Consider the following 17,523-nt stretch of genomic DNA (forward strand, 5'->3'; position numbering starts at 1 on the left):
TTTCGGGACGGACAGTATAGTGACCGGACGATTCACGGAAAGGGGCAGCGTGTCGCCACTATTTTCCCGTATCCCGACGCGGGCAGCATTTTCGGTGGTAGATCGGGGCCGGATGAAGCATCTTCCGGGTTCGATATCCAACATCGTCCTGTCGATTCGGTAGCATGTGCGAGCCGGGGTATATCGCCCCGGACAGCCACTTCAACTCGGAGGACTTCATGTTGGTCAAGTTCGCACTGGCGGTTGCCGCCATCGTTACGTTTGCCATGGTTACCGCCCGTCCGGCGGTGGCCGCCGACGCGCCCAAGGGCAAGTATTACGAGCTTCGGATCTACACCGCCGCCCCCGGCAAGCTCGATGCACTCAACGCCCGTTTCCGCGACCACACGATCAATCTGTTCAAGAAGCACGGGATTGAAAACATTGGTTACTGGGTCGCCGTCGACGAGAAGAACGTCGGCAAGCTCTTTTACGTCGTCGCGTACCCCGACAAGGAAGCCCGCGATAAGTCATGGGCCGCGTTCGGCAAGGACCCCGAGTGGATCGCCGCCAAGACCGCATCGGAAAAGGACGGCAAGCTGGTCGAGAAGGTGGAGCAGGTGTTCATGACATCGACCGATTACTCGCCGATCAAATAAGTGCGCTCCTAAAGTTGGCAAGATGCAGTAAGCAGTACGAAGGGAAGAAGGAGTTCGTCCATTCCTTCTTTGCTCCGTGCTGCTTATTGCATACTGCCTGCTCAACTTAAGGAGTTCAATCTCATGGAATACCGCAGACTCGGCGCCTCTGGTTTCAAGGTTCCCGCCCTCACCTTCGGCACCGGCACGTTCGGCGGCAAAAGCGAGATGTTCAAAGCCTGGGGTGAAACCGATGCCGCCGGCGCGACGCGGCTGGTCGATGTCTGCCTCGACGGCGGCCTCACCATGTTCGACACCGCCGATGTCTACTCTGGCGGGACGTCTGAAGAGATTCTCGGCGTCGCGATCAAGGGGCGGCGCGATAAGGTGCTGATCTCGACCAAGGGCACCTTCCCGATGAACCAGGAGCCCAACAGCGTCGGCTCGTCGCGGTTTCACCTCACCAACGCCGTCAATGCAAGCCTCAAACGCCTCGGCACGGATTACATCGACCTCTACCAGCTTCACGGCTACGACGCCCTGACCCCGCCCGAAGAAGTCCTCGGCACGCTCGACCAGCTCGTCCGCGCCGGGAAGATTCGCTACATCGGCGTTTCAAACTTCTCCGGCTGGCACATCATGAAGGCGCTCGCCGTCGCCGAGAAGTACGGCTTTCCGCGGTACGTGGCCAACCAGACTTATTACTCGCTCATCGGCCGGGATTACGAATGGGAACTGATGCCGCTCGGTGCCGACCAGGGGATCGGCGCGGTCGTCTGGAGTCCACTGGGTTGGGGACGGCTGACCGGCAAGATTCGCAGGGGAGCAGCCAAGCCAGACGTCAGCCGATTGAACTCGCAGGTCGCGGTCGACAAGGGGCCACCGGTGGACGACGAGTACGTCTACAAGGTCGTGGACGCGATCGACGCGATCGCGAAGGAAACCGGAAAGTCGGTGCCGCAGATCGCGCTCAACTGGCTGCTGCAGCGGCCGACGGTTGCGACCGTCATCATCGGCGCGCGTACCGAAGAGCAGCTCAAGCAAAACCTGGGCGCGGTAGGCTGGAATCTGACGCCAGAACAAGTTGCGAGGCTCGACGCCGCGAGCAAAGTGACGCCGGCGTATCCGTACTGGCATCAAGTACAGTTTGCTGATCGCAATCCGCCGCCGGTAGTGTGGTGAGTATGGTGGTGGCTACGTTTTCCAAGTACCTCTGACTACAATCTGCGCACGAGGAATTATGCTGAAAGCGTACAAAGCGACATTGGACGGCGACCGACTGGAGTGGGAGGCCGGCAAGCGGCCCTACCTTCGATCAGGCGCAAAAGTCATCGTCACAATTCTGGACGAGCCTAGTCCTCCGGTAATACCTCCTTCCAATCCTACCGCGGTCGCTGAAGCTCTGGACAAGATCGCAAAAATGGGCGGCATTCACTCTTTCGGGGATCCACTCGAGTGGCAGCGTGACGTCCGCAAGGACCGGCCTTTACCCGGGCGCGATGATGAGTGACCGGCGCGTCGTCATTGACAGCAACATCATCATTTACGCCGCCAAGGATCCTGGCGGCGTTTTTGGCAAGTTCCTGGCAACTGCTTCGTTTGCGTTCTCAGTCGTCACCCGCATCGAAGTTCTAGGGTTCCCGAAGCTCACCGAGGCGGAGCGCGATGCTCTGCAGCAGTTACTGCAAAGCGGATCCGAACTCCCGCTGTCTGAAGATATCGCCGATCGAGCGATCGCACTCAGGCAATCCCGAAGCATGTCGCTCGGCGACAGTATCGTTGCGGCAACCGCATTGTCGCACGGTCTGACTCTTGCGACGCGAAATCTCGGGGATTTTCATTGGATTGTCGAACTTACGATCGATCCAGTGCTGCCATCACCTTGATCCCGCCGGGGGGTTACTTTCTTGTCAGCAACCTCGCCCGCGCCAGTTCAAACTCCGAATCCGTCAAAACGCCGATCTCCCGCAGCGAATGCAGCTTCTCCAAATCCGCCATCTGCTTCGGCGTGATGGGCGGGAACTCTGTCTCGGTCGGACGCAATCCTGGCGCTTCGGCGGGCTGCGACTTCTTCCCGGCTTTGCCTGGCTTGCCTGTCGCCGCCGGCTTGGCCGCGACTGGTGCGGGTGCCGGGACGGGTTTCTTCACCGGCTCCGGCGGTTTCTCCGGCGCGGTGCCCGGCACCACCGCTGCCTCCCCCTTCTTCTCCTTGTCCCACGCCTGCCGCATCAGGTTCTTCATCACCATCAGCGCCGCTTCAGGCTCAACAAACGTCGGGGGCATGCGCAGGTAGATCGTCTTGTCGTCGATCACGCGCAGCGTGCCCGGCGCGCCGGTCATGGCGTAGCTCGCCCGCGTGCCGTCGTTCACCTTCAGCACGATGTCCGGCACTTGTCGGATGATGCTGTCGATGCCGAACAACTGCGCCAGCAGCCGAACCTCGGTCAGCGCGAAGAAGATCACCGCCTGCCGTGGCGGCTCGCCGAAGGCGTCCTTCACGTCCTTCTCCAGCTCGGCGAGCATCTCCAGGCTCTCGCACCGCGTCAGCCGGCGGTAGATGTCCATGCGCTGGCGGTCGCCGGGGATGTACGTCTTGGGGATGTACGCCGTCACGTTCAACTCGACGTGCGCTTCCGGCCGCGCCGCCCTCGGCTCTTTCTTCAGTTGCCGCGTCGCCTCTTCCAGCAACTGGCAATACATCTCGTAACCCACCGTCGCGATGTGGCCGCTCTGCTCGGGGCCGAGGATGTTACCGGCCCCACGCAGCTCCAGATCGCGCATCGCGATCTTGAAGCCCGCGCCCAGATGGCTGTATTCCTCGATTGCTTTCAGCCGCTTGCTCGCCACCTGTGTCACCGGCCGGTCGGCCGGCAGCAGCAGATAGCAGTACGCCCGGTGCTTCCACCGGCCGACGCGCCCGCGCAGCTGGTGCAACTCGCTCAGCCCGAAGCGGTCGGCGTTGTCGATGATGATCGTGTTGGCGTTCGGGATATCCAGGCCGCTCTCGATGATCGTCGTCGACACCAGGATGTCGGCCTCATGGCGGATGAACTTCATCATCGCCGCCTCCATCTCCCCTTCTTCCATCTGCCCGTGACCGATGACGATCCGGGCATCGGGCACCATCTGCTGAATGTTGTCAGCGAACTCGATGATGTCCCCCACGCGATTGTGTACGAAGTAGATTTGCCCCTCACGCTGCAGCTCACGCAACATCGCCAGCTTCACCCGGTTCCGGTCGAACGGCATGACCTCCGTCACCACGCTGCGGCGGTCCTGCGGCGCGGTCGTCAGACTGCTGATATCCCGCAGCCCCAGCATCGACATGTGCAGCGTTCGCGGGATCGGCGTTGCCGACATGGTCAGCACATCCACCATCTTGCGCATCTGCTTCAGCCGCTCTTTATGCGTCACACCAAACCGCTGCTCTTCGTCGACGATGACCAGCCCCAGGTCGGCGAACTTCACGTCCTTCGATAGCAGGCGGTGGGTGCCGATGAGAATGTCGACCTCACCCGTCGCCGCCCGGGTCAGGATGTCTTTGGCTTCCTTCGAGCTCTTGAACCGGCTGATCGACTCGATCGAGAACGGGTAGTTCGCCATCCGCTCGCGGAACGAGCGGTAATGCTGCTCAGCGAGCACGGTGGTCGGCACCAGCACGGCGACCTGTTTTCCGAACTCAGCCGCCTTGAACGCCGCCCGCATCGCCAGTTCCGTTTTGCCATAGCCGACGTCGCCGCACAGCAGGCGGTCCATCGGCCGGCGTTTCATCATGTCGCCCTTGATCTCTTCATTGCCGGTAACCTGGTCCTGCGTGGGCTCGTACGGAAACTCGGCCTCGAACTCCTGCTGCCATTCGGTATCGGGCCCAAAGGCATGGCCGACCTCTGCCGCCCGCGCCGCCTGCACATCGAGCAACTCCGCCGCCATATCCATGACGGCGTCGGCAACCTTCGCCTTCTGCTTCTCCCAACTGCCCGAACCCAGCCGCGACAGCGTCGGATGCCCGCTGAAGCCACCGACGTACTTCTGGATCAGGTTGATCTTGCTCGCCGGGACGTGCAGCGTCGCGTTGTCGGCGAAGCGCAGCGAAAGGTACTCCTCGCTCTTGCCGTCCTTGGCGATCGTCTGCATGCCGACGAACTTGGCGATGCCGTGGGCGACATGAACGACGTAGTCGCCAGACTTCAGATCGAGGAACGAATCGACCGGGCGTGACGCGATCGACTTCTTTACCCGCCGGCGCTGCTCGTAGCGGTGGAAGAGTTCGTGGTGTCCCAGCAGGGCGAGAGGCTGCCTTTGTGCCGCCGTGCCTTCGCGGCTGCCTTCCTCATCCCACACAAACCCACGATGCAGATACCCGAGCGCGACGGTCATCTTCTTGCCGATGCCCGGCTGTTCCATCTCGGCCAGCTCGACGAATCGCTTCTCTTCGCCCTCGTTCTCACAAAAAACCGTGACTTCGTGGGTTTCCGTCAGTTCGGCCAGCTCGCGGATCGCCTTCTTCGCCTCGGTTTCAAATCGCTGCAGCGACTGTATCGGCAGCGCCGCCCGCGGTACTTCGCCGGCACCCATCAGCGTGACATTGCCCTGGTCGAACTGGCTCAGCTCCAGCCTTGGGAACGGCTGCATCTGCTTGAGAAGTGCGTTTAGCGGATAGATCCCCTTCATGTCCGGCAGCCGTTCCTGATACGCCTTGGACTGCTCGGCGATCTCCAACGGCGCCCAGAGCACGACAATCGTCTCATCCGGCAGGTAACGAAACAGGCTCACCGAATCGCCGACATCGGGCAGGCTCCCCTTCAGGTCGAGCAGCTTGACCTCTTTCAGCGGGGCCTTGGAGCCGAGCGAATCGAGGTCGAAGGTCTTGATCGATTCGATCTGGTCGCCGAAGAAATCGAACCGGGCACACAGGCCGACCTGCTCGATCGACTCGGGGTGCTCGCCGGGCAGGTAGACATCAATAATGCCGCCGCGAACGGCGAAGTCGCCGGGGATCTCGACCTGCTCCAGGCGGTTGTAGCCATGATCGCTGAGCCAGACGATGAGCTTCTCCGGCTCCATGTCGTCGCCGGGCTTCAGGGTGCGGATCAGGTGTTTGAGCTGGTCCTTGCTCGGCACGGATTGCATGAGCGCCTGCACGGGCGCGACGATCACCGCATCCTGGGCAATACCGCCGGCGTAGCGGGCCAGCAGTTGCAGGCGGTTGGAGACCTGCTCTTCGCTGACGCGGCCAAGGCTGCCGCCGAGTTCGAGTGCAGGTAAGGCATCGGGATGAACGCCGGTAAAGAGGTGAATGTCGTCGGAAAGATCGTCGGCCTCATCAAGGTGGCCACAGACAAGCAGAATGGGCCGGCGCAGCTCGGCGCGCATGGCAGCGATGACGGCAGCGACCGACGAGCCCCACAGACCCGAAGCCGTCGCGGCACCCTTATCGATCAGGAGCCGGGCAAGTTCAGTGAGCGGGCGCGCAGCAACGAGCCGCCCGATCGCCGCGGGAGGGGTGGGATTCGCCATAAGTGCTGGTATCGTAGGTGGCCTTGAGTCGGGGGTAAAGGTGGTGGCGGCGTAACGTGGACATTGTCCGCCGAACCGCCTGCTGACCGTCGTGCAACGTGTCATTTGGCGGGCAGTGCCCGCCCAACCGAAAGCTCTATGTCCATCCGCAACGCACTCTCCCGTCTCGGTCTTGAACTTCCGCCCGCGCCTGAACCCGCAGGGTCGTACGTCCCGGCCAAGCGTGTCGGCGATCTCGTTTTCGTCGCGGGCCAGTTGCCGATGCGCGAAGGCAAGCTCATCGCCACCGGCAAGGTGCCCTCGGCGTGCTCAATAGAACAGGCCCAGGAGGGCGCCAGGCAATGCGTCCTGAACGCGCTCGCGGCCGTGAAGTCGCTGGACGTCAATCTCGACCGCCTGGCCGGCGTGGTGCGGGTAGGCGTGTTCGTCTGCTCAGAGGACGGCTTCACCGAGCAGCCCAAGGTCGCCAACGGTGCCAGCGACTTGCTCGTCGAGTTGCTCGGCCCGACCGGCCAGCATGTCCGGGCTGCGGTCGGCACGAACGTCCTTCCGCTGGGGGCGGCAGTCGAGGTGGAGTTTGTTTTCGCGGTGATGGCCGATCCGTGATGTGCTTTGGGGGCGGTCACTGGCGGTTGCTGCCATCGCTCATGTTTCACGGCAGAATCGTCCGATAATCCAATGTGGCGACTTCTTCCCTGATCGAACCATCGTCGCTTCACGAGAGCGCTGTACCCGCCGTGCCTGTCGCGCCAGGGCCTTCGGCCGGGGAGGTCGCCCGGGTCAACCTGACGACCAACCTGGCTGCCGCGGCGCACTCGCAACCGACGCTCACCGTGGCCTTCCGCGGGCAAGCAGCTGAAAGGGATTGGACGTTCGCCCGCGACGGCTCCCTTACGCTTCAAATCGACGGCAAATGGTGGCACGGCTGTTCGCTGCCTCTTCGCGCCGCTCGGCAACAGCTCAAAACGATGGACGTCGCCGGCCCGGTGGCATGCCTGCTCGACCCACTGCATGGGGCCCATCTTCGTGCGGCACTTGATCACCTCAAGCCGACGCAGGCGGTGCTCGCGATCGTCCTGGATGCTGGGTCGTTGCCGGTACTTCTCTCCACATTCGACTTCTCGGCCGACTTCGCCGCACATCGTCTCTGGTTTGCCGCGGGCGATGACTGGTCAGCCGATCTGCGTCGTCTGTTCGCCGAGCAGCCGGGACTGGCGGCGCCAATGCAGTTCGTGCGATTGGCCCTGCCCGACGCGGCACGGCTTGACCCGGTGATCGCCGAGGCACAGCGGGTCTTTGCCGCAGTGAGCGACGCCCGCTCGGAGCAGATGCGGCAGATTAAGGCGGATTGGAAGCAGGCCCTTCCCGACCACCGGCGACTAGCCGTCCTGACCGGGAGCCAGTTCCGCCTGTGGGATGACGCCGGAGTGGCGATCGCAGAACTCGCAGGCGGCGCAGACGGACGGCAGCGAGGCGATCCCGAAGGCTCGGCCCGTTCCTGCGTCCCGGTCAACGCTGACGACCCGGCTACAGGTTCGACCGTCGCGCTGGTCCAGACCGCCCTCGACTGCGGCGCGGTGTTGCTTGCCGATGTGGGCCGGGCCGATCTGCCGGAATTGCTTCCTGCGAACCTGCCATGGTTCACCTGGGTGACAACACCACGAATTCCTCCGGCGGCGCCTGCCGGTCCGAACGACCGCCTGCTGATCGCCGACCCCCAGTGGATGCCAACCGCCCTGGCCGCAGGATGGAAACAGTCATCGGTAATCGTCGCAGGCTGGCCGACGCCATCGCTATCGGCGTTGCCACCGATGAAGCCGACTGCTACGGCGGCGATCATCGCCGATACCGTCCCGCTCGATCCACCTGAGAAGCTGGAAGAGTTCTCCAGCCACCTGTTGCTGTGGAACTCGATCCGGGAGGAGCTACAGGCCGATCCGCTAGCGGTCGGAATCGATGCAGACGCCTTCGTGAAAAGTCGAATGCGGCGTTACGGAATTGAAGACCCTTCGCTCGACCGGCGCCTGTTCGTGACTTCGTTGATCTGGCCGGCTGTCATGCAGGGCCTGGCGCGAAAGATTCTTGTCGAGGGGCTGCCGCTGAAACTCTACGGCAAGGGATGGTCGCAGATCGCCGGCCTGGCGCAATCCAGCGGCGGCGAAGTGACGTCGCGTCAGCACCTGGCGGAAGTCGCCGGTCGCGTGTCGGCAATCATCGACGCCCGTCCGGCCACCTGGCGCAACGGCATGTATTCTCTGGCGCGCGCCAGCCAGCCCGGGGGGCAAGAACTGATCCCCGTCATCCGCACGGCCGGCCGGACGTTTGGTGCTATTCGGCACGATGTGGTGCAGGCCCTGGCCGGGAAGTGGGTTCCGCAGACACCGGTGCCGAGCCTGGATTTGGGATTACTGGTGCGGCAGTTGCGCGGGTCGCCGTAGGGGCCGCATCGCGGGCTGCGGGCTCGGCCCCTAAGGAAAACGCAACACCCACGGGCGCGTCCTGGCGTTTCAAGAACGTCAGTCCCTCTGTACTGCCGTCATTTAGATCCACGATCCACTTCCCGCCGATCCGCCCCGCCGTCAGCACCACGGGCGTCGCGCCGCCCACCCAAGCCTTTGGATGAGCAGCCGGCGAAGGCGGCAGTGGTGCATCGTCCAGCGCGATGCATCGGACGCGCATCGCCCGATTCTCAACCACCATGACCGTCTCCACGCCCACGGAGCGTCGATCGATACGCATAGGCGTACCTTCGAAGAGGCCGTGCTTCGAAAGGATACAGACGCCGATCTTTTCGCGGCTGGCCAGGCTCGCCTGCGATCTCTGAAAGAGTTCAGCGTGGTAGGACCGCTCCATGCCGAACGCTTCGATTACCGGCGGCACCAAAGACGATTCAATGTCGACGAGCACGAGCAGATCCGGCGACTCGGCCAGTCGGCGGATCGCCGAGGTGATCGATTGTGGCGACGCCCCATAGGGCCGGCAGTCCAACAGAACGCCTGCGATTGGCGGATTAGGCAAACCGTTGGTGATGCCGCCAGGCGCACTCGGCGCGTGGCTCTTGGGCGACAGGTACAAGCCGCCGAGCACCGCGAACCCCAGCACGAAAATCGCGACGATGGTCCAGACGCCCCGACGGGAGCCGGGATGTCTGTGCTGCGGCGGTGTTGACGGAGCGGCGGTCATGTTGAAGCGGATTGTACGCGCATCGGTGCCGCAACACCGGATGACGTTGCCGTCCCGCAATTCCCCGGCACAATGGGCCATCAATGGACAAGATTGGCGCACACCTTCGCAAGGCATTTTTAGCCGGTATTCTCGCCGTCGCCCCGGTCGCGGTGACGATCTTTGTCGTCATTTATGTCGAGAGCGAGACCCGATCGGCCGTCGAGAAGGCGATCGGGCGCGATATCGCGCCGTTCGTCGGCATCCTGCTGGTCGTCGCAGTCATTTACGTCGTCGGCGTGATCGTCTCGAGCCTGATCGGCAAGCTGCTGCTTCGCCTCGCCGATAAGGCACTCAGCCGGCTACCGGTCGTGAAATCGGTCTACTCCGCTTGGAAGCAGATCGCGCTGACACCCGGCGGCGGCGAAGGGATGTACGCCAAGGTCGTCATGATCGAGGCCGAAGGCGCCGTCGGAACCGCGGCCGAGCCGGCGATGCAGATGGGATTCACCAGTGCCGAAAGCGTCCCCGGCAACGCCGACCTCTGGCCGGTCTTCGTTCCGCAATGCCCGAATCCGCTCAACGGCCGACTGCTGTTCGTGCCGAAGAGCAAGTGCCGTGTGACGAACATCAGCGCCGAAGACGCGTTCAAGATGCTGCTTTCGACGGGGAACTTCATTCCGGCGGGAGTCGGATCGAACTCGACACCCTGACGCTACTTCACCTCGGCAAACAACTGCTCCAATCGCTTCACCGAAACCGGGAACGCCGTCTTCAGTTCCTGCGCGAACAGCGACACGCGAAGCTCTTCGAGCAGCCATCGGTACTGCGACAGGTTGGGGTCGGAAACGCCTTGAAACTCGTGCAGTTCGGCGCGATCGACGTACTTCTTCCAGAGCGGCCGGACCTGGCTCATCGCCTGGGTGTCGCGATTGGCACCGGCGTTCAGGAGCTTGGTCAGCCGCAGGTCAAGTGCCTTGAGGTAACGGGGGAAGTGCTTCAGCCAGGGCCATGGCGTCGATGCGACAAAGCCCCTGGGCAGCAGTGCTTTGAGGTGCTCGCGAATGTCATTAGTGTTGGTCGCGAGTAACGGCGGCACCGGCTGGCCGAGACGACGGGACAGGGACTGGTACAGCTCCAGCGACTGCCCGACCGCCTCGCAGATGTCGCGCGACGATTCGCTGAGCCGCTGCCAGGCGGTTTCGGCCCGGGTGACGAAGTCTTCGCGTTTTCGGATGACGACCTGCGCCTCGCCGAACAGCGCGCGGTCGGCCGAGAGGTTCAGAAGATCGCGCTTCAGCTCCTCGCTCGGGCCGAGGGTCGCGTACTGAAGCGACATCCGGTCGATGCCCGGCAGATGCCGCTGGAGGTGCTTGACGCGATCCCCGCCTAGTTGCAGCAGGAACAGCCGTCGCAAACCGACAAGGTTTGCCCGGGCGGCAAGTTCGGCGGAATCGAGCAGGCGGAGGCCTACGCTACCGCCGGGCGACGCCTTGTCCCCGTCCTTCTCGACGATCGCCGGGTAGCCGCGAACGACCATGCCCGGCCGCTTGATCTCCACCATTTCCGGCAGGTCGTCGAAATCCCACCGGGTGATGCCGTCGCGGTGCCATTGGCTTTTGGGCAGCTCTTCGAACGTCTGCTTCAGCTCGACGCGTAGCTTGCGGCGGATCGTTTCCAGGTCGCGCCCGATCGCGAGTGTTTTGCCGACCTCGTCGACGATGCGGAAGTTCATCCGGAGATAGTCCGGCAGGTAGTCGGAACAGAACGCCTGTGGCGAGATCGCCTTGCCGGCAAACTTTCCCAGTTGCCAGGCGAGTTGCTCATACAGCGAACCGTCGCCGAAACGGATCAGCGGCAAAACGGACTTGACGGTGTCGGGAACCGGGACGAACTGTACGCGAACGTCCTTGGGCATCGTGCGGATCAGTTCGGTCAGCTTCTCGGCGAGATGGCCGGGCACGAGCCAGTCGAACGGCTCCTGGGGAAGCTGGTTCAGTAAAGCGACCGGCACCGTCGCGGTAACGCCGTCGAACTCGTTTCCGGGGTCGAACACGTAGCCGAGGGTGATGCGGACTGAATCGTTGACGACGACGCGCTCGGGGAACAGCTCGGCCGGCGCTTCGGGTCCGGGAACGATCAGGTCCTCGCGCTTCATGAAGAGCGCCCGGCGATCGGCCTGCTCGGCCTTTTGGCGCCATTTCTCGAACAGCGGGCCGTTGTAGATTCCCGCCGGGACGCGGACGTCATAAAACGCGAATCGGCTCTGGGCATCGACCAGCAGATCGCGCCGGCGCAGCTTCGCCTCGGCCAGTTCGACGTCGCGGATCAATTGCCGGTTGTTACGGGCCCAGGGTGCTTCGGAATGATATTCCCCTTCGACCAGCCCCTGGCGGATGAAGATATCGCGGCTGGCTTTGGGATCGATTGGGCCGTAGTGAACGCGTCGCCGCGGCACGACGACCAAGCCGAAGAGCGAGACCTTTTCTGAAGCCAGAACATGAGCCGACTCGCGGTGGTAGTATGGCTCGGAGTATTCCTTGTGCAGGAGATGCTCGCCGACGTTCTCGATCCACTCAGGTTCGATCCGGGCGACGGTGCGGGCGTACAGCTTGGTCGTCTCGGTCAGCTCGGCCGACATCACCCACGGCGGCTTACGGCTGAAGAGGGAAGACCCCGGGAACAGGTGAAACTTGCGCCCGCGCGTCCCGTTGTACTCGAACTGTTCCTTCTTGAATCCGACGTTTCCGAGCAGGCCCGACAACAGCGCGCGATGCACCGCGGCAAAACGCTCGGGCGTAATGCCACGATGTTGGGCAGTCGGTTCGGAAGTTTCGCCGGCGGCCTGGGCCATGACGCGATTAAAGGCGCAATCGACACCGAGAGCAAACGTGTCGCGTGGAGTCCAGCGGCGAGTACATCACGACCGGCATCCAAGCAGCAGGGCTGCGACTACTGCCTGATCTGGCGTCGATCGGACCTTGCCGCCGGCGATACTCCGGGCGGCATGCCAGAACGTCGCGGCGGTACTGAAGACGCCAGGTATTCCTGAACGACCTGAGTCTGCTGGCTGTCGTTCATCTGCAGGAAGGCATGGATTGCTGCAGCCAGCAGCAATCGGGGGCTAGCGGTGCGGCATTTTTCGAGGTGCGTGAGCATCTCGGCAATGTCGCCGCCCAGGCCGAACGCCTCCTTGGCCTCCTGCCAGGCCTTGGGGCGAAGAAAACCCTCGTCGTCGTGCGGAGCGGGTCGGACAATTTCGAATGAATGTGACATGTCGCCCAACGGTGAAGTGAATGGAATCGAACCAGCCGTTGCGAGGTTCTGATGCATATGCGAGATCCGCTTGGATCGAACGCCAAGATTGCCGATAACGACGACGATGCGTCGGCGGTGATAAGCCGATATGCTGAGACCGACGACAGCACCTTCGACTATGCCTGCCAGCCGCGACGATAGATCCTCCCCACCGGCGCTCCCGCTGCTCCCCACTCCAGACTGTCTGAGCGTCCCTTCGGACCTGTCCTTCGATACGGCTCATCCTTCGATGGAGTGGCTTGCACCGGGTTCGGTGGTCTCGCAAGGCGCGCCGCTGCTTGCAAAGTCTCTGGAATCGCATCGGACCCCTGTCGCGCCGGTTGACGGAATCGTCGGTGAGCAAGTTCCGGTGCGGCTGATCGGCGGCCGCGAGGTGCTTGGCGTGCGATTTACACCGGCCCACCCCGGCCCCACCGTGCGGCCAAACGCCAGCCGGGGCGATCACCGTGAAGCGGCACGGCGGCTCGACGAGGTAGACACATCGGCCTTCGGCGAATGGCTCACCCGGATCCAACTTGCCGGGATTGCGGCCGATCGCTGGACCTGCCCCGACCTGCTGAAGCAACTTCGCGATGCCCTGACCCGCCCGATCGACACACTGGTCTGCAATCTCCTGGACAGTGACCCCTGGCTCCCGCTGTCGCGCACGGCTTGCCAGTCATACCCCCGGGAACTGGCGGCCGGGCTGGGGTTACTCGGACGACTGACCGGCGCCAAAGACTGGTGGGCACTGGTGGACCAGGCCGACGACTGCTCGGGACCGATCCGCGAAGCCGCAAGCGACTTGGCCAGCGCGCTGCGCATCGCACCACTGGAAAACGACTACCCCCAGCTCGATCCGACACTCCTGGTCCATTCCATAACCGGTCGGCGTCTCCGGCCCGGTCGTCTTCCGAGTACTCACGGGGTGATCCTGATCGACGGGCCGGCGGCGGCGGCCATCGGTCGGCTGCTGCTCGATGATTCGCCCATGACCCACGTCCCGATCGCAGTTTACGATCAACCGACGGACGTCATCTCCTGCCTGTCGGTCCCCCTCGGCGTGCATGCCCGCGCAGTTTTCAGCCTGCTGGGCATTCCCTGGGCTTCCCGCGACGTCTTTGCCGGCGGACCGCTGCGTCAGTTGCGGGTGGGTGATGATGAAGTGATCGGCCCCGGCGAGTTGACGCTCTTTTCCGCCCCGCAGCATCCGGCAATGCCGCCGGAGCCGTGCGTGCGTTGCGGGTGGTGCGTGGAAGCATGCCCGACGCGATGCCGCCCGGCCGGGCTGCTGGAAGCGGCCCAGCGCCGGGACGCGGAGTGGGCGCGCGGCAACGGCCTGGATGCGTGCATCGAATGCGGACTGTGCACGTTCGTCTGCCCCTCAAAGCTTCCGCTGCTTGAGGGTATTCGATTCCTAAAGCGAGGAATCGCGGCCGAAGAGTTCTGACGATCAGTCCACTACAGCGCGCGTTGCGACCCGCTAGCACCAGCGTTTTGCTGCCGATGCTATTTCTTCTTCTCATCCTTCTTCTTGTCGCCGCCGAGGAGTCCCTTGAACGCGTCGCCGGGCTTCTGTTCGCCGCCGATGAGATCACCGATCGCCTTGGCGGGATTGGTCGTTGCCCCGCCGGTGGCTCCTTCGAGTGCGGTGAGGGCGGCTTTACCGGGGTCTTTCAGCGTGTCGGGATTCAGAAGCGAACCGACGATCTTTCCGGCCTCGCCGGGAATGTACTTCTGCGCGATGGCGTTCAGGTCGCCGTCCAACAGTGCCTTCAACTGCGAAGGGATGCCGCCGGAACTGCTGGCCTTGGCCGCCAGTTCGCTGACGATCTGGGTGACCACCTGTTTCACGGCCACGCCGGTCTCGGCGCCGTCGGCGTTGCCGACATTCTTCATTTCGTAGGTGCCAAGTTTCAGAGGAATCTCTTCCGGCAGCCCGGGCAGACCGGGTCGCAGCGTGACCTGCGGCTCCTTGATCATGATGGAATCAATGATCAACTTCATCTTCTCGCCTTCGGCGGTTGGTTCGGTCGGTTTGCCGGGAGGCAAGTTCTCCGTCATCGCCTTGATGTTAAACTTGCCGTCCTTTTGCTCGAGAAGCATTTTCGGGCGGTCAATTGTGATGGACTGGATTCGCACCGGCGTGGACCGCAGCTGACCGTAACTTACCTTGACGTCGAGCCCGCCGATTTCGAGCATCGGCCGTGCCGAGAATCCTGGCGGCGAAGCGATGGAATAGTCTTGCAGGCTGAGCTGTCCGCCGAACGGGGCGATCGTGGCACCGCCGAGGGTGGTTGGGAGATTGAGCGACTTGGAGGACTGCTGCTCGACCTGGCTCCTGATGATGCCGCCGAGGGAGAAGTAGAGCACGACACCGCCCACGACCAGCAGGACGACCACCAGCAGGACAATTCGCTTGATCCACTTCAACATGGCTGTTCCTCCAGGACACGATCCGTTCCATGATCTCATCCATCTCGCCGACAGATATTATCGGTCCATTGTCGATGGGGGTGGCGGGTTTATCAACTAACTTCCCTATCGGTTTGACTATAACGCCCTGTAGTGCATGATTCGGCGACAGCCGGCGACCGTTCGGCGAACCCAGTTCACTCGGAGAAGGATCCATGCTACTGACGAAGCACGAGAATCAGACTTTCATCAACCAGACCGTATACATCAGCGGACAGGCATTCATCGGATGCACCTTTACGGCGTGCACGCTGATCCTTCGCGAGACTGTCTATCACCTTCAGAACTGCACGTTCGAACGCTGCAACTGGCATGTTGACTGGGTGTTGATGTGGGGCAGCCCCGAATCGCTTCGGGAGATCAAGGCCCTGGTCAGCCTGATCGAGCAGGCGCAGCAGCAGGCGGAACAGCAGGCGGGTGCCGGGGCGACCGAAGCGCCGGTCGGCGGCTCGAGCTCGCCGTTCGCCAGCTAACGTCGTCTGGCCGACGGCCCAACTCAGTATTGTTTACAATGCCGGTCTAGCCGCTTTCCAGCGGCTAGACCGGCATTGTTTAGATTCGGATGTGCCAATACGACTTGTCCGCGTAGAATCCCGACATGCTGAATGAGCCCGCAATCCGGCGGTTCGTATGTTGCACCGTGCTGGCAATCGTTCTGGGCACAATAGGGGTCGAGCCGTGCGCGGGTGATGTCTCCCCATCAAAGCTGACGGCCGAGAACCTGCTGCTTATTGTCAACCGCAACGAACCGGCCGGCCGCCGGCTCGCGGACTATTACATCAATCAGCGCAAAGTGCCCGACGGCCGGATACTTGCACTGGACCTGCCCAAAGGCGATGAAATCTCCGCGTTGCAGTTTCAGACCGAAGTCGTACCGGCCGTCAGAGCCTTTCTTCGCGACAACAAGCTGGAAGAGCAGGTCACCTGCCTGGTGACGTTTTTCGGCGTTCCGCTGCGGGTGGGGCAGCGGGTCAATCTGCCGGAAGAATCGGCCGAGTATCGTAGCGTCGATCAGCAGTACAAGGCATCGCTCGCCGCGGCGGCGCAGGCCGTCGTCACGGCCGAGGAAGTCGCGACCGAGGCCCAGTCGGACTTCAAGCGTGCGAGCGAAGGGCAGGAATTCCCCGCGATGGCAATGCGGGCCGACGCGGCCGTTCGCTCTGCGATCGAAACACTCGCCACCGACGGCAACGCCGAGCGACGCAGCCAGCGTTTCAGCCGGCTCATGACAGCCGTCGAAAAACTCTACGGTCCCCTTGAGACGCAGGAACGGCTTGCCCTGCCCGCTTACCAGAAACTGGCCCCCAAGCCGGTTACTGAAGAGGAGCAGACGACCCGTCGCGCCGCGACACAGAAGCTGATCACCGAGATCCAGACGCTCAACCCGCAGGCGGTTAACAGTGCCGACGCGCGGGCGAAGCTTCGCGATCTGTTTCTCACCCACCTCGGCCAGCTCCGCTCGATTCAGGTGCTCACCGATCACAGGGTCCGCCTGGAGACCAGTGAAACCCAGGCGGCATTCGATTCGGAACTGGCCTGCCTCTGGTGGCCGGACACCATGCTTCGGTACCGGTGGCTCGACAATCCCTTGAACTACAAAGTCCGCTACGGCGGCGTAACTTCCCGCCCTACCGCCCGCGTGCCGCGTACGCTCATGGTCGCGCGCCTGGACGCGCCGACGGAGCAGATCGTTCACGACATGATCGAGACGTCGGTCAAGGTCGAGTCCGAAGGGCTCAAGGGTATCGCGGCGTTGGACGCCCGCGGAAAATCCCCGAGCGACGCCTACGGCAAATACGACGAGAAGCTGCGTGAAGCCGCTGCGGAACTCAAAACCAAGTCGCGGACGACCGTCAGGATCGAGAACACCGAACCCGTTTTTCCGCCACAGTCGGTGGATAACGTCGCGCTATACTGCGGCTGGTATAGCCTGCGAAACTACGTCCCCGGAATGAAGTTCAACCCCGGTGCCGTCGCCTATCACGTCGCCAGCGGAGAGATGATCTCGCTTCACGCGGCCGGCGAGAAGGGCTGGTGCGCGAACTTACTGAAGTCCGGCGTCGTTGCGACCCTGGGACCCGTCGCCGAGCCCTACCTGCACTCGTTTCCGCTGCCCACGGAGTTTTTCCCGCTCCTGATGACCGGCAAGCTGAAGCTTGCCGAGGTGTACTGGCTCACCAATCCACTGGTGAGCTGGATGAATGCTTTAGTCGGCGATCCCCTCTACACCCCCTACGCCAAAGAGCCGTCGATGAAGGACGTGGACGTCTCCTATCAATTAAGGGCGATCTTTGCGAGTTCCCCCGTGCCGGCACCGAACCCGTAGTGGCGCGGGCAGTGAACTGTCAGGGCGGTCGAGGCCGGTGGTGCCCCGCGGTTGGGGTTTCATCGGTGAGACGCCTGCTCAAGCGGACGTCTATGATCGAACGTCGTCGATGCGGTGTCGCCGGAATCT

General features: G+C 62.8%; 15 protein-coding genes. 10 read left to right on the plus strand and 5 right to left on the minus strand.

Translation table 11 applies throughout. The features are described 5' to 3' along the window. Positions 1–218 precede the first annotated feature (218 nt). From IPV69_RS07215 to IPV69_RS07225, 3 genes are all read left to right on the plus strand, one after another. Positions 219–638 carry an NIPSNAP family protein gene (locus tag IPV69_RS07215; RefSeq protein ID WP_206294278.1) on the plus strand — a complete coding sequence of 140 codons (420 nt, stop codon included), beginning with the start codon at positions 219–221 and terminating at the stop codon, positions 636–638. A 123-nt stretch (positions 639–761) separates the two neighbouring features. Then, on the plus strand, positions 762–1,799 hold the full coding sequence (locus IPV69_RS07220) for an aldo/keto reductase (RefSeq protein ID WP_206294280.1): 1,038 nt from the start codon (positions 762–764) through the stop codon (positions 1,797–1,799). A gap of 320 nt (positions 1,800–2,119) precedes the next feature. Then, positions 2,120–2,503 (plus strand): type II toxin-antitoxin system VapC family toxin, encoded by a 384-nt coding sequence (locus IPV69_RS07225; protein ID WP_206294282.1) that lies wholly within the window; start codon positions 2,120–2,122, stop codon positions 2,501–2,503. Positions 2,504–2,516: 13 nt separating this feature from the next. Here the strand turns inward: IPV69_RS07225 and mfd are convergent, their stop codons facing one another. Continuing rightward, positions 2,517–6,134, minus strand: coding sequence for a transcription-repair coupling factor (gene mfd / locus IPV69_RS07230; RefSeq protein ID WP_206294283.1), 3,618 nt, complete (start codon positions 6,132–6,134; stop codon positions 2,517–2,519). Positions 6,135–6,272: 138 nt separating this feature from the next. Here mfd and IPV69_RS07235 point away from each other — a divergent pair, with 138 nt between their 5' ends. Together IPV69_RS07235 and IPV69_RS07240 are read left to right on the plus strand one after the other, a co-directional pair. After that, positions 6,273–6,740: a RidA family protein gene (locus tag IPV69_RS07235; protein ID WP_206294285.1), complete on the plus strand. Its 468-nt coding sequence runs from the start codon at positions 6,273–6,275 to the stop codon at positions 6,738–6,740. Positions 6,741–6,814: 74 nt separating this feature from the next. Next, entirely contained in the window at positions 6,815–8,572 is a 1,758-nt protein-coding gene (locus tag IPV69_RS07240) for a hypothetical protein (protein ID WP_206294287.1), read from the plus strand. Here the strand turns inward: IPV69_RS07240 and IPV69_RS07245 are convergent. Continuing rightward, on the minus strand, positions 8,463–9,317 hold the full coding sequence (locus tag IPV69_RS07245) for a hypothetical protein (RefSeq protein WP_206294289.1): 855 nt from the start codon (positions 9,315–9,317) through the stop codon (positions 8,463–8,465). The genes IPV69_RS07240 and IPV69_RS07245 overlap by 110 nt on opposite strands. A gap of 83 nt (positions 9,318–9,400) precedes the next feature. On the opposite strand from IPV69_RS07245, the gene IPV69_RS07250 reads away from it, so the two are divergent. Beyond that, a complete protein-coding gene (locus IPV69_RS07250) occupies positions 9,401–10,009 on the plus strand; it encodes a DUF502 domain-containing protein (protein WP_206294291.1) in 609 nt (202 codons plus the stop codon). Between the two features lie 2 nt (positions 10,010–10,011). On the opposite strand, the gene IPV69_RS07255 is transcribed toward IPV69_RS07250, so the two are convergent. Both IPV69_RS07255 and IPV69_RS07260 read right to left on the minus strand, forming a co-directional pair. After that, a complete protein-coding gene (locus tag IPV69_RS07255) occupies positions 10,012–12,150 on the minus strand; it encodes a DUF3418 domain-containing protein (protein ID WP_206294293.1) in 2,139 nt (712 codons plus the stop codon). Positions 12,151–12,248: 98 nt separating this feature from the next. Then, the gene (locus IPV69_RS07260) at positions 12,249–12,572 is read right to left on the minus strand and encodes a hypothetical protein (RefSeq protein WP_206294294.1); all 324 of its coding nucleotides are present in this window, start codon (positions 12,570–12,572) and stop codon (positions 12,249–12,251) included. A 57-nt stretch (positions 12,573–12,629) separates the two neighbouring features. Between IPV69_RS07260 and IPV69_RS27500 the strand changes: the two genes are divergently transcribed. Both IPV69_RS27500 and IPV69_RS07265 read left to right on the plus strand, forming a co-directional pair. After that, positions 12,630–12,755: a hypothetical protein gene (locus IPV69_RS27500; protein WP_261361995.1), complete on the plus strand. Its 126-nt coding sequence runs from the start codon at positions 12,630–12,632 to the stop codon at positions 12,753–12,755. 88 nt (positions 12,756–12,843) lie between these two features. Next, positions 12,844–14,043 carry a 4Fe-4S dicluster domain-containing protein gene (locus tag IPV69_RS07265; protein WP_206294295.1) on the plus strand — a complete coding sequence of 400 codons (1,200 nt, stop codon included), beginning with the start codon at positions 12,844–12,846 and terminating at the stop codon, positions 14,041–14,043. A gap of 59 nt (positions 14,044–14,102) precedes the next feature. Here the strand turns inward: IPV69_RS07265 and IPV69_RS07270 are convergent, their stop codons facing one another. Continuing rightward, on the minus strand, positions 14,103–15,029 hold the full coding sequence (locus IPV69_RS07270) for a DUF748 domain-containing protein (protein WP_206294296.1): 927 nt from the start codon (positions 15,027–15,029) through the stop codon (positions 14,103–14,105). A gap of 194 nt (positions 15,030–15,223) precedes the next feature. Here IPV69_RS07270 and IPV69_RS07275 point away from each other — a divergent pair, with 194 nt between their 5' ends. Both IPV69_RS07275 and IPV69_RS07280 read left to right on the plus strand, forming a co-directional pair. Then, positions 15,224–15,541 carry a hypothetical protein gene (locus IPV69_RS07275; protein WP_206294297.1) on the plus strand — a complete coding sequence of 106 codons (318 nt, stop codon included), beginning with the start codon at positions 15,224–15,226 and terminating at the stop codon, positions 15,539–15,541. A 125-nt stretch (positions 15,542–15,666) separates the two neighbouring features. Beyond that, positions 15,667–17,394, plus strand: coding sequence for a TIGR03790 family protein (locus IPV69_RS07280; protein WP_206294298.1), 1,728 nt, complete (start codon positions 15,667–15,669; stop codon positions 17,392–17,394). The last annotated feature ends 129 nt before the right edge of the window (positions 17,395–17,523 follow it).

It is taken from the genome of Humisphaera borealis (genome assembly GCF_015169395.1).
Taxonomy (GTDB): domain Bacteria; phylum Planctomycetota; class Phycisphaerae; order Tepidisphaerales; family Tepidisphaeraceae; genus Humisphaera; species Humisphaera borealis.

What these genes read in the sequence shown, in the direction of transcription:
- IPV69_RS07220 (WP_206294280.1), top strand. Translation starts at nt 762, where the DNA reads ATGGAATACCGCAGACTCGGCGCCTCTGGTTTCAAGGTTCCCGCCCTC.
- IPV69_RS07250 (WP_206294291.1), top strand. Translation starts at nt 9,401, where the DNA reads ATGGACAAGATTGGCGCACACCTTCGCAAGGCATTTTTAGCCGGTATT.
- IPV69_RS07245 (WP_206294289.1), bottom strand. Translation starts at nt 9,317, where the DNA reads ATGACCGCCGCTCCGTCAACACCGCCGCAGCACAGACATCCCGGCTCC.
- IPV69_RS07260 (WP_206294294.1), bottom strand. Translation starts at nt 12,572, where the DNA reads ATGTCACATTCATTCGAAATTGTCCGACCCGCTCCGCACGACGACGAG.
- IPV69_RS07255 (WP_206294293.1), bottom strand. Translation starts at nt 12,150, where the DNA reads ATGGCCCAGGCCGCCGGCGAAACTTCCGAACCGACTGCCCAACATCGT.
- IPV69_RS07280 (WP_206294298.1), top strand. Translation starts at nt 15,667, where the DNA reads ATGCTGAATGAGCCCGCAATCCGGCGGTTCGTATGTTGCACCGTGCTG.
- IPV69_RS07275 (WP_206294297.1), top strand. Translation starts at nt 15,224, where the DNA reads ATGCTACTGACGAAGCACGAGAATCAGACTTTCATCAACCAGACCGTA.
- IPV69_RS07215 (WP_206294278.1), top strand. Translation starts at nt 219, where the DNA reads ATGTTGGTCAAGTTCGCACTGGCGGTTGCCGCCATCGTTACGTTTGCC.
- IPV69_RS07265 (WP_206294295.1), top strand. Translation starts at nt 12,844, where the DNA reads ATGGAGTGGCTTGCACCGGGTTCGGTGGTCTCGCAAGGCGCGCCGCTG.
- IPV69_RS27500 (WP_261361995.1), top strand. Translation starts at nt 12,630, where the DNA reads ATGCGAGATCCGCTTGGATCGAACGCCAAGATTGCCGATAACGACGAC.
- mfd (WP_206294283.1), bottom strand. Translation starts at nt 6,134, where the DNA reads ATGGCGAATCCCACCCCTCCCGCGGCGATCGGGCGGCTCGTTGCTGCG.
- IPV69_RS07235 (WP_206294285.1), top strand. Translation starts at nt 6,273, where the DNA reads ATGTCCATCCGCAACGCACTCTCCCGTCTCGGTCTTGAACTTCCGCCC.
- IPV69_RS07270 (WP_206294296.1), bottom strand. Translation starts at nt 15,029, where the DNA reads ATGTTGAAGTGGATCAAGCGAATTGTCCTGCTGGTGGTCGTCCTGCTG.
- IPV69_RS07225 (WP_206294282.1), top strand. Translation starts at nt 2,120, where the DNA reads ATGAGTGACCGGCGCGTCGTCATTGACAGCAACATCATCATTTACGCC.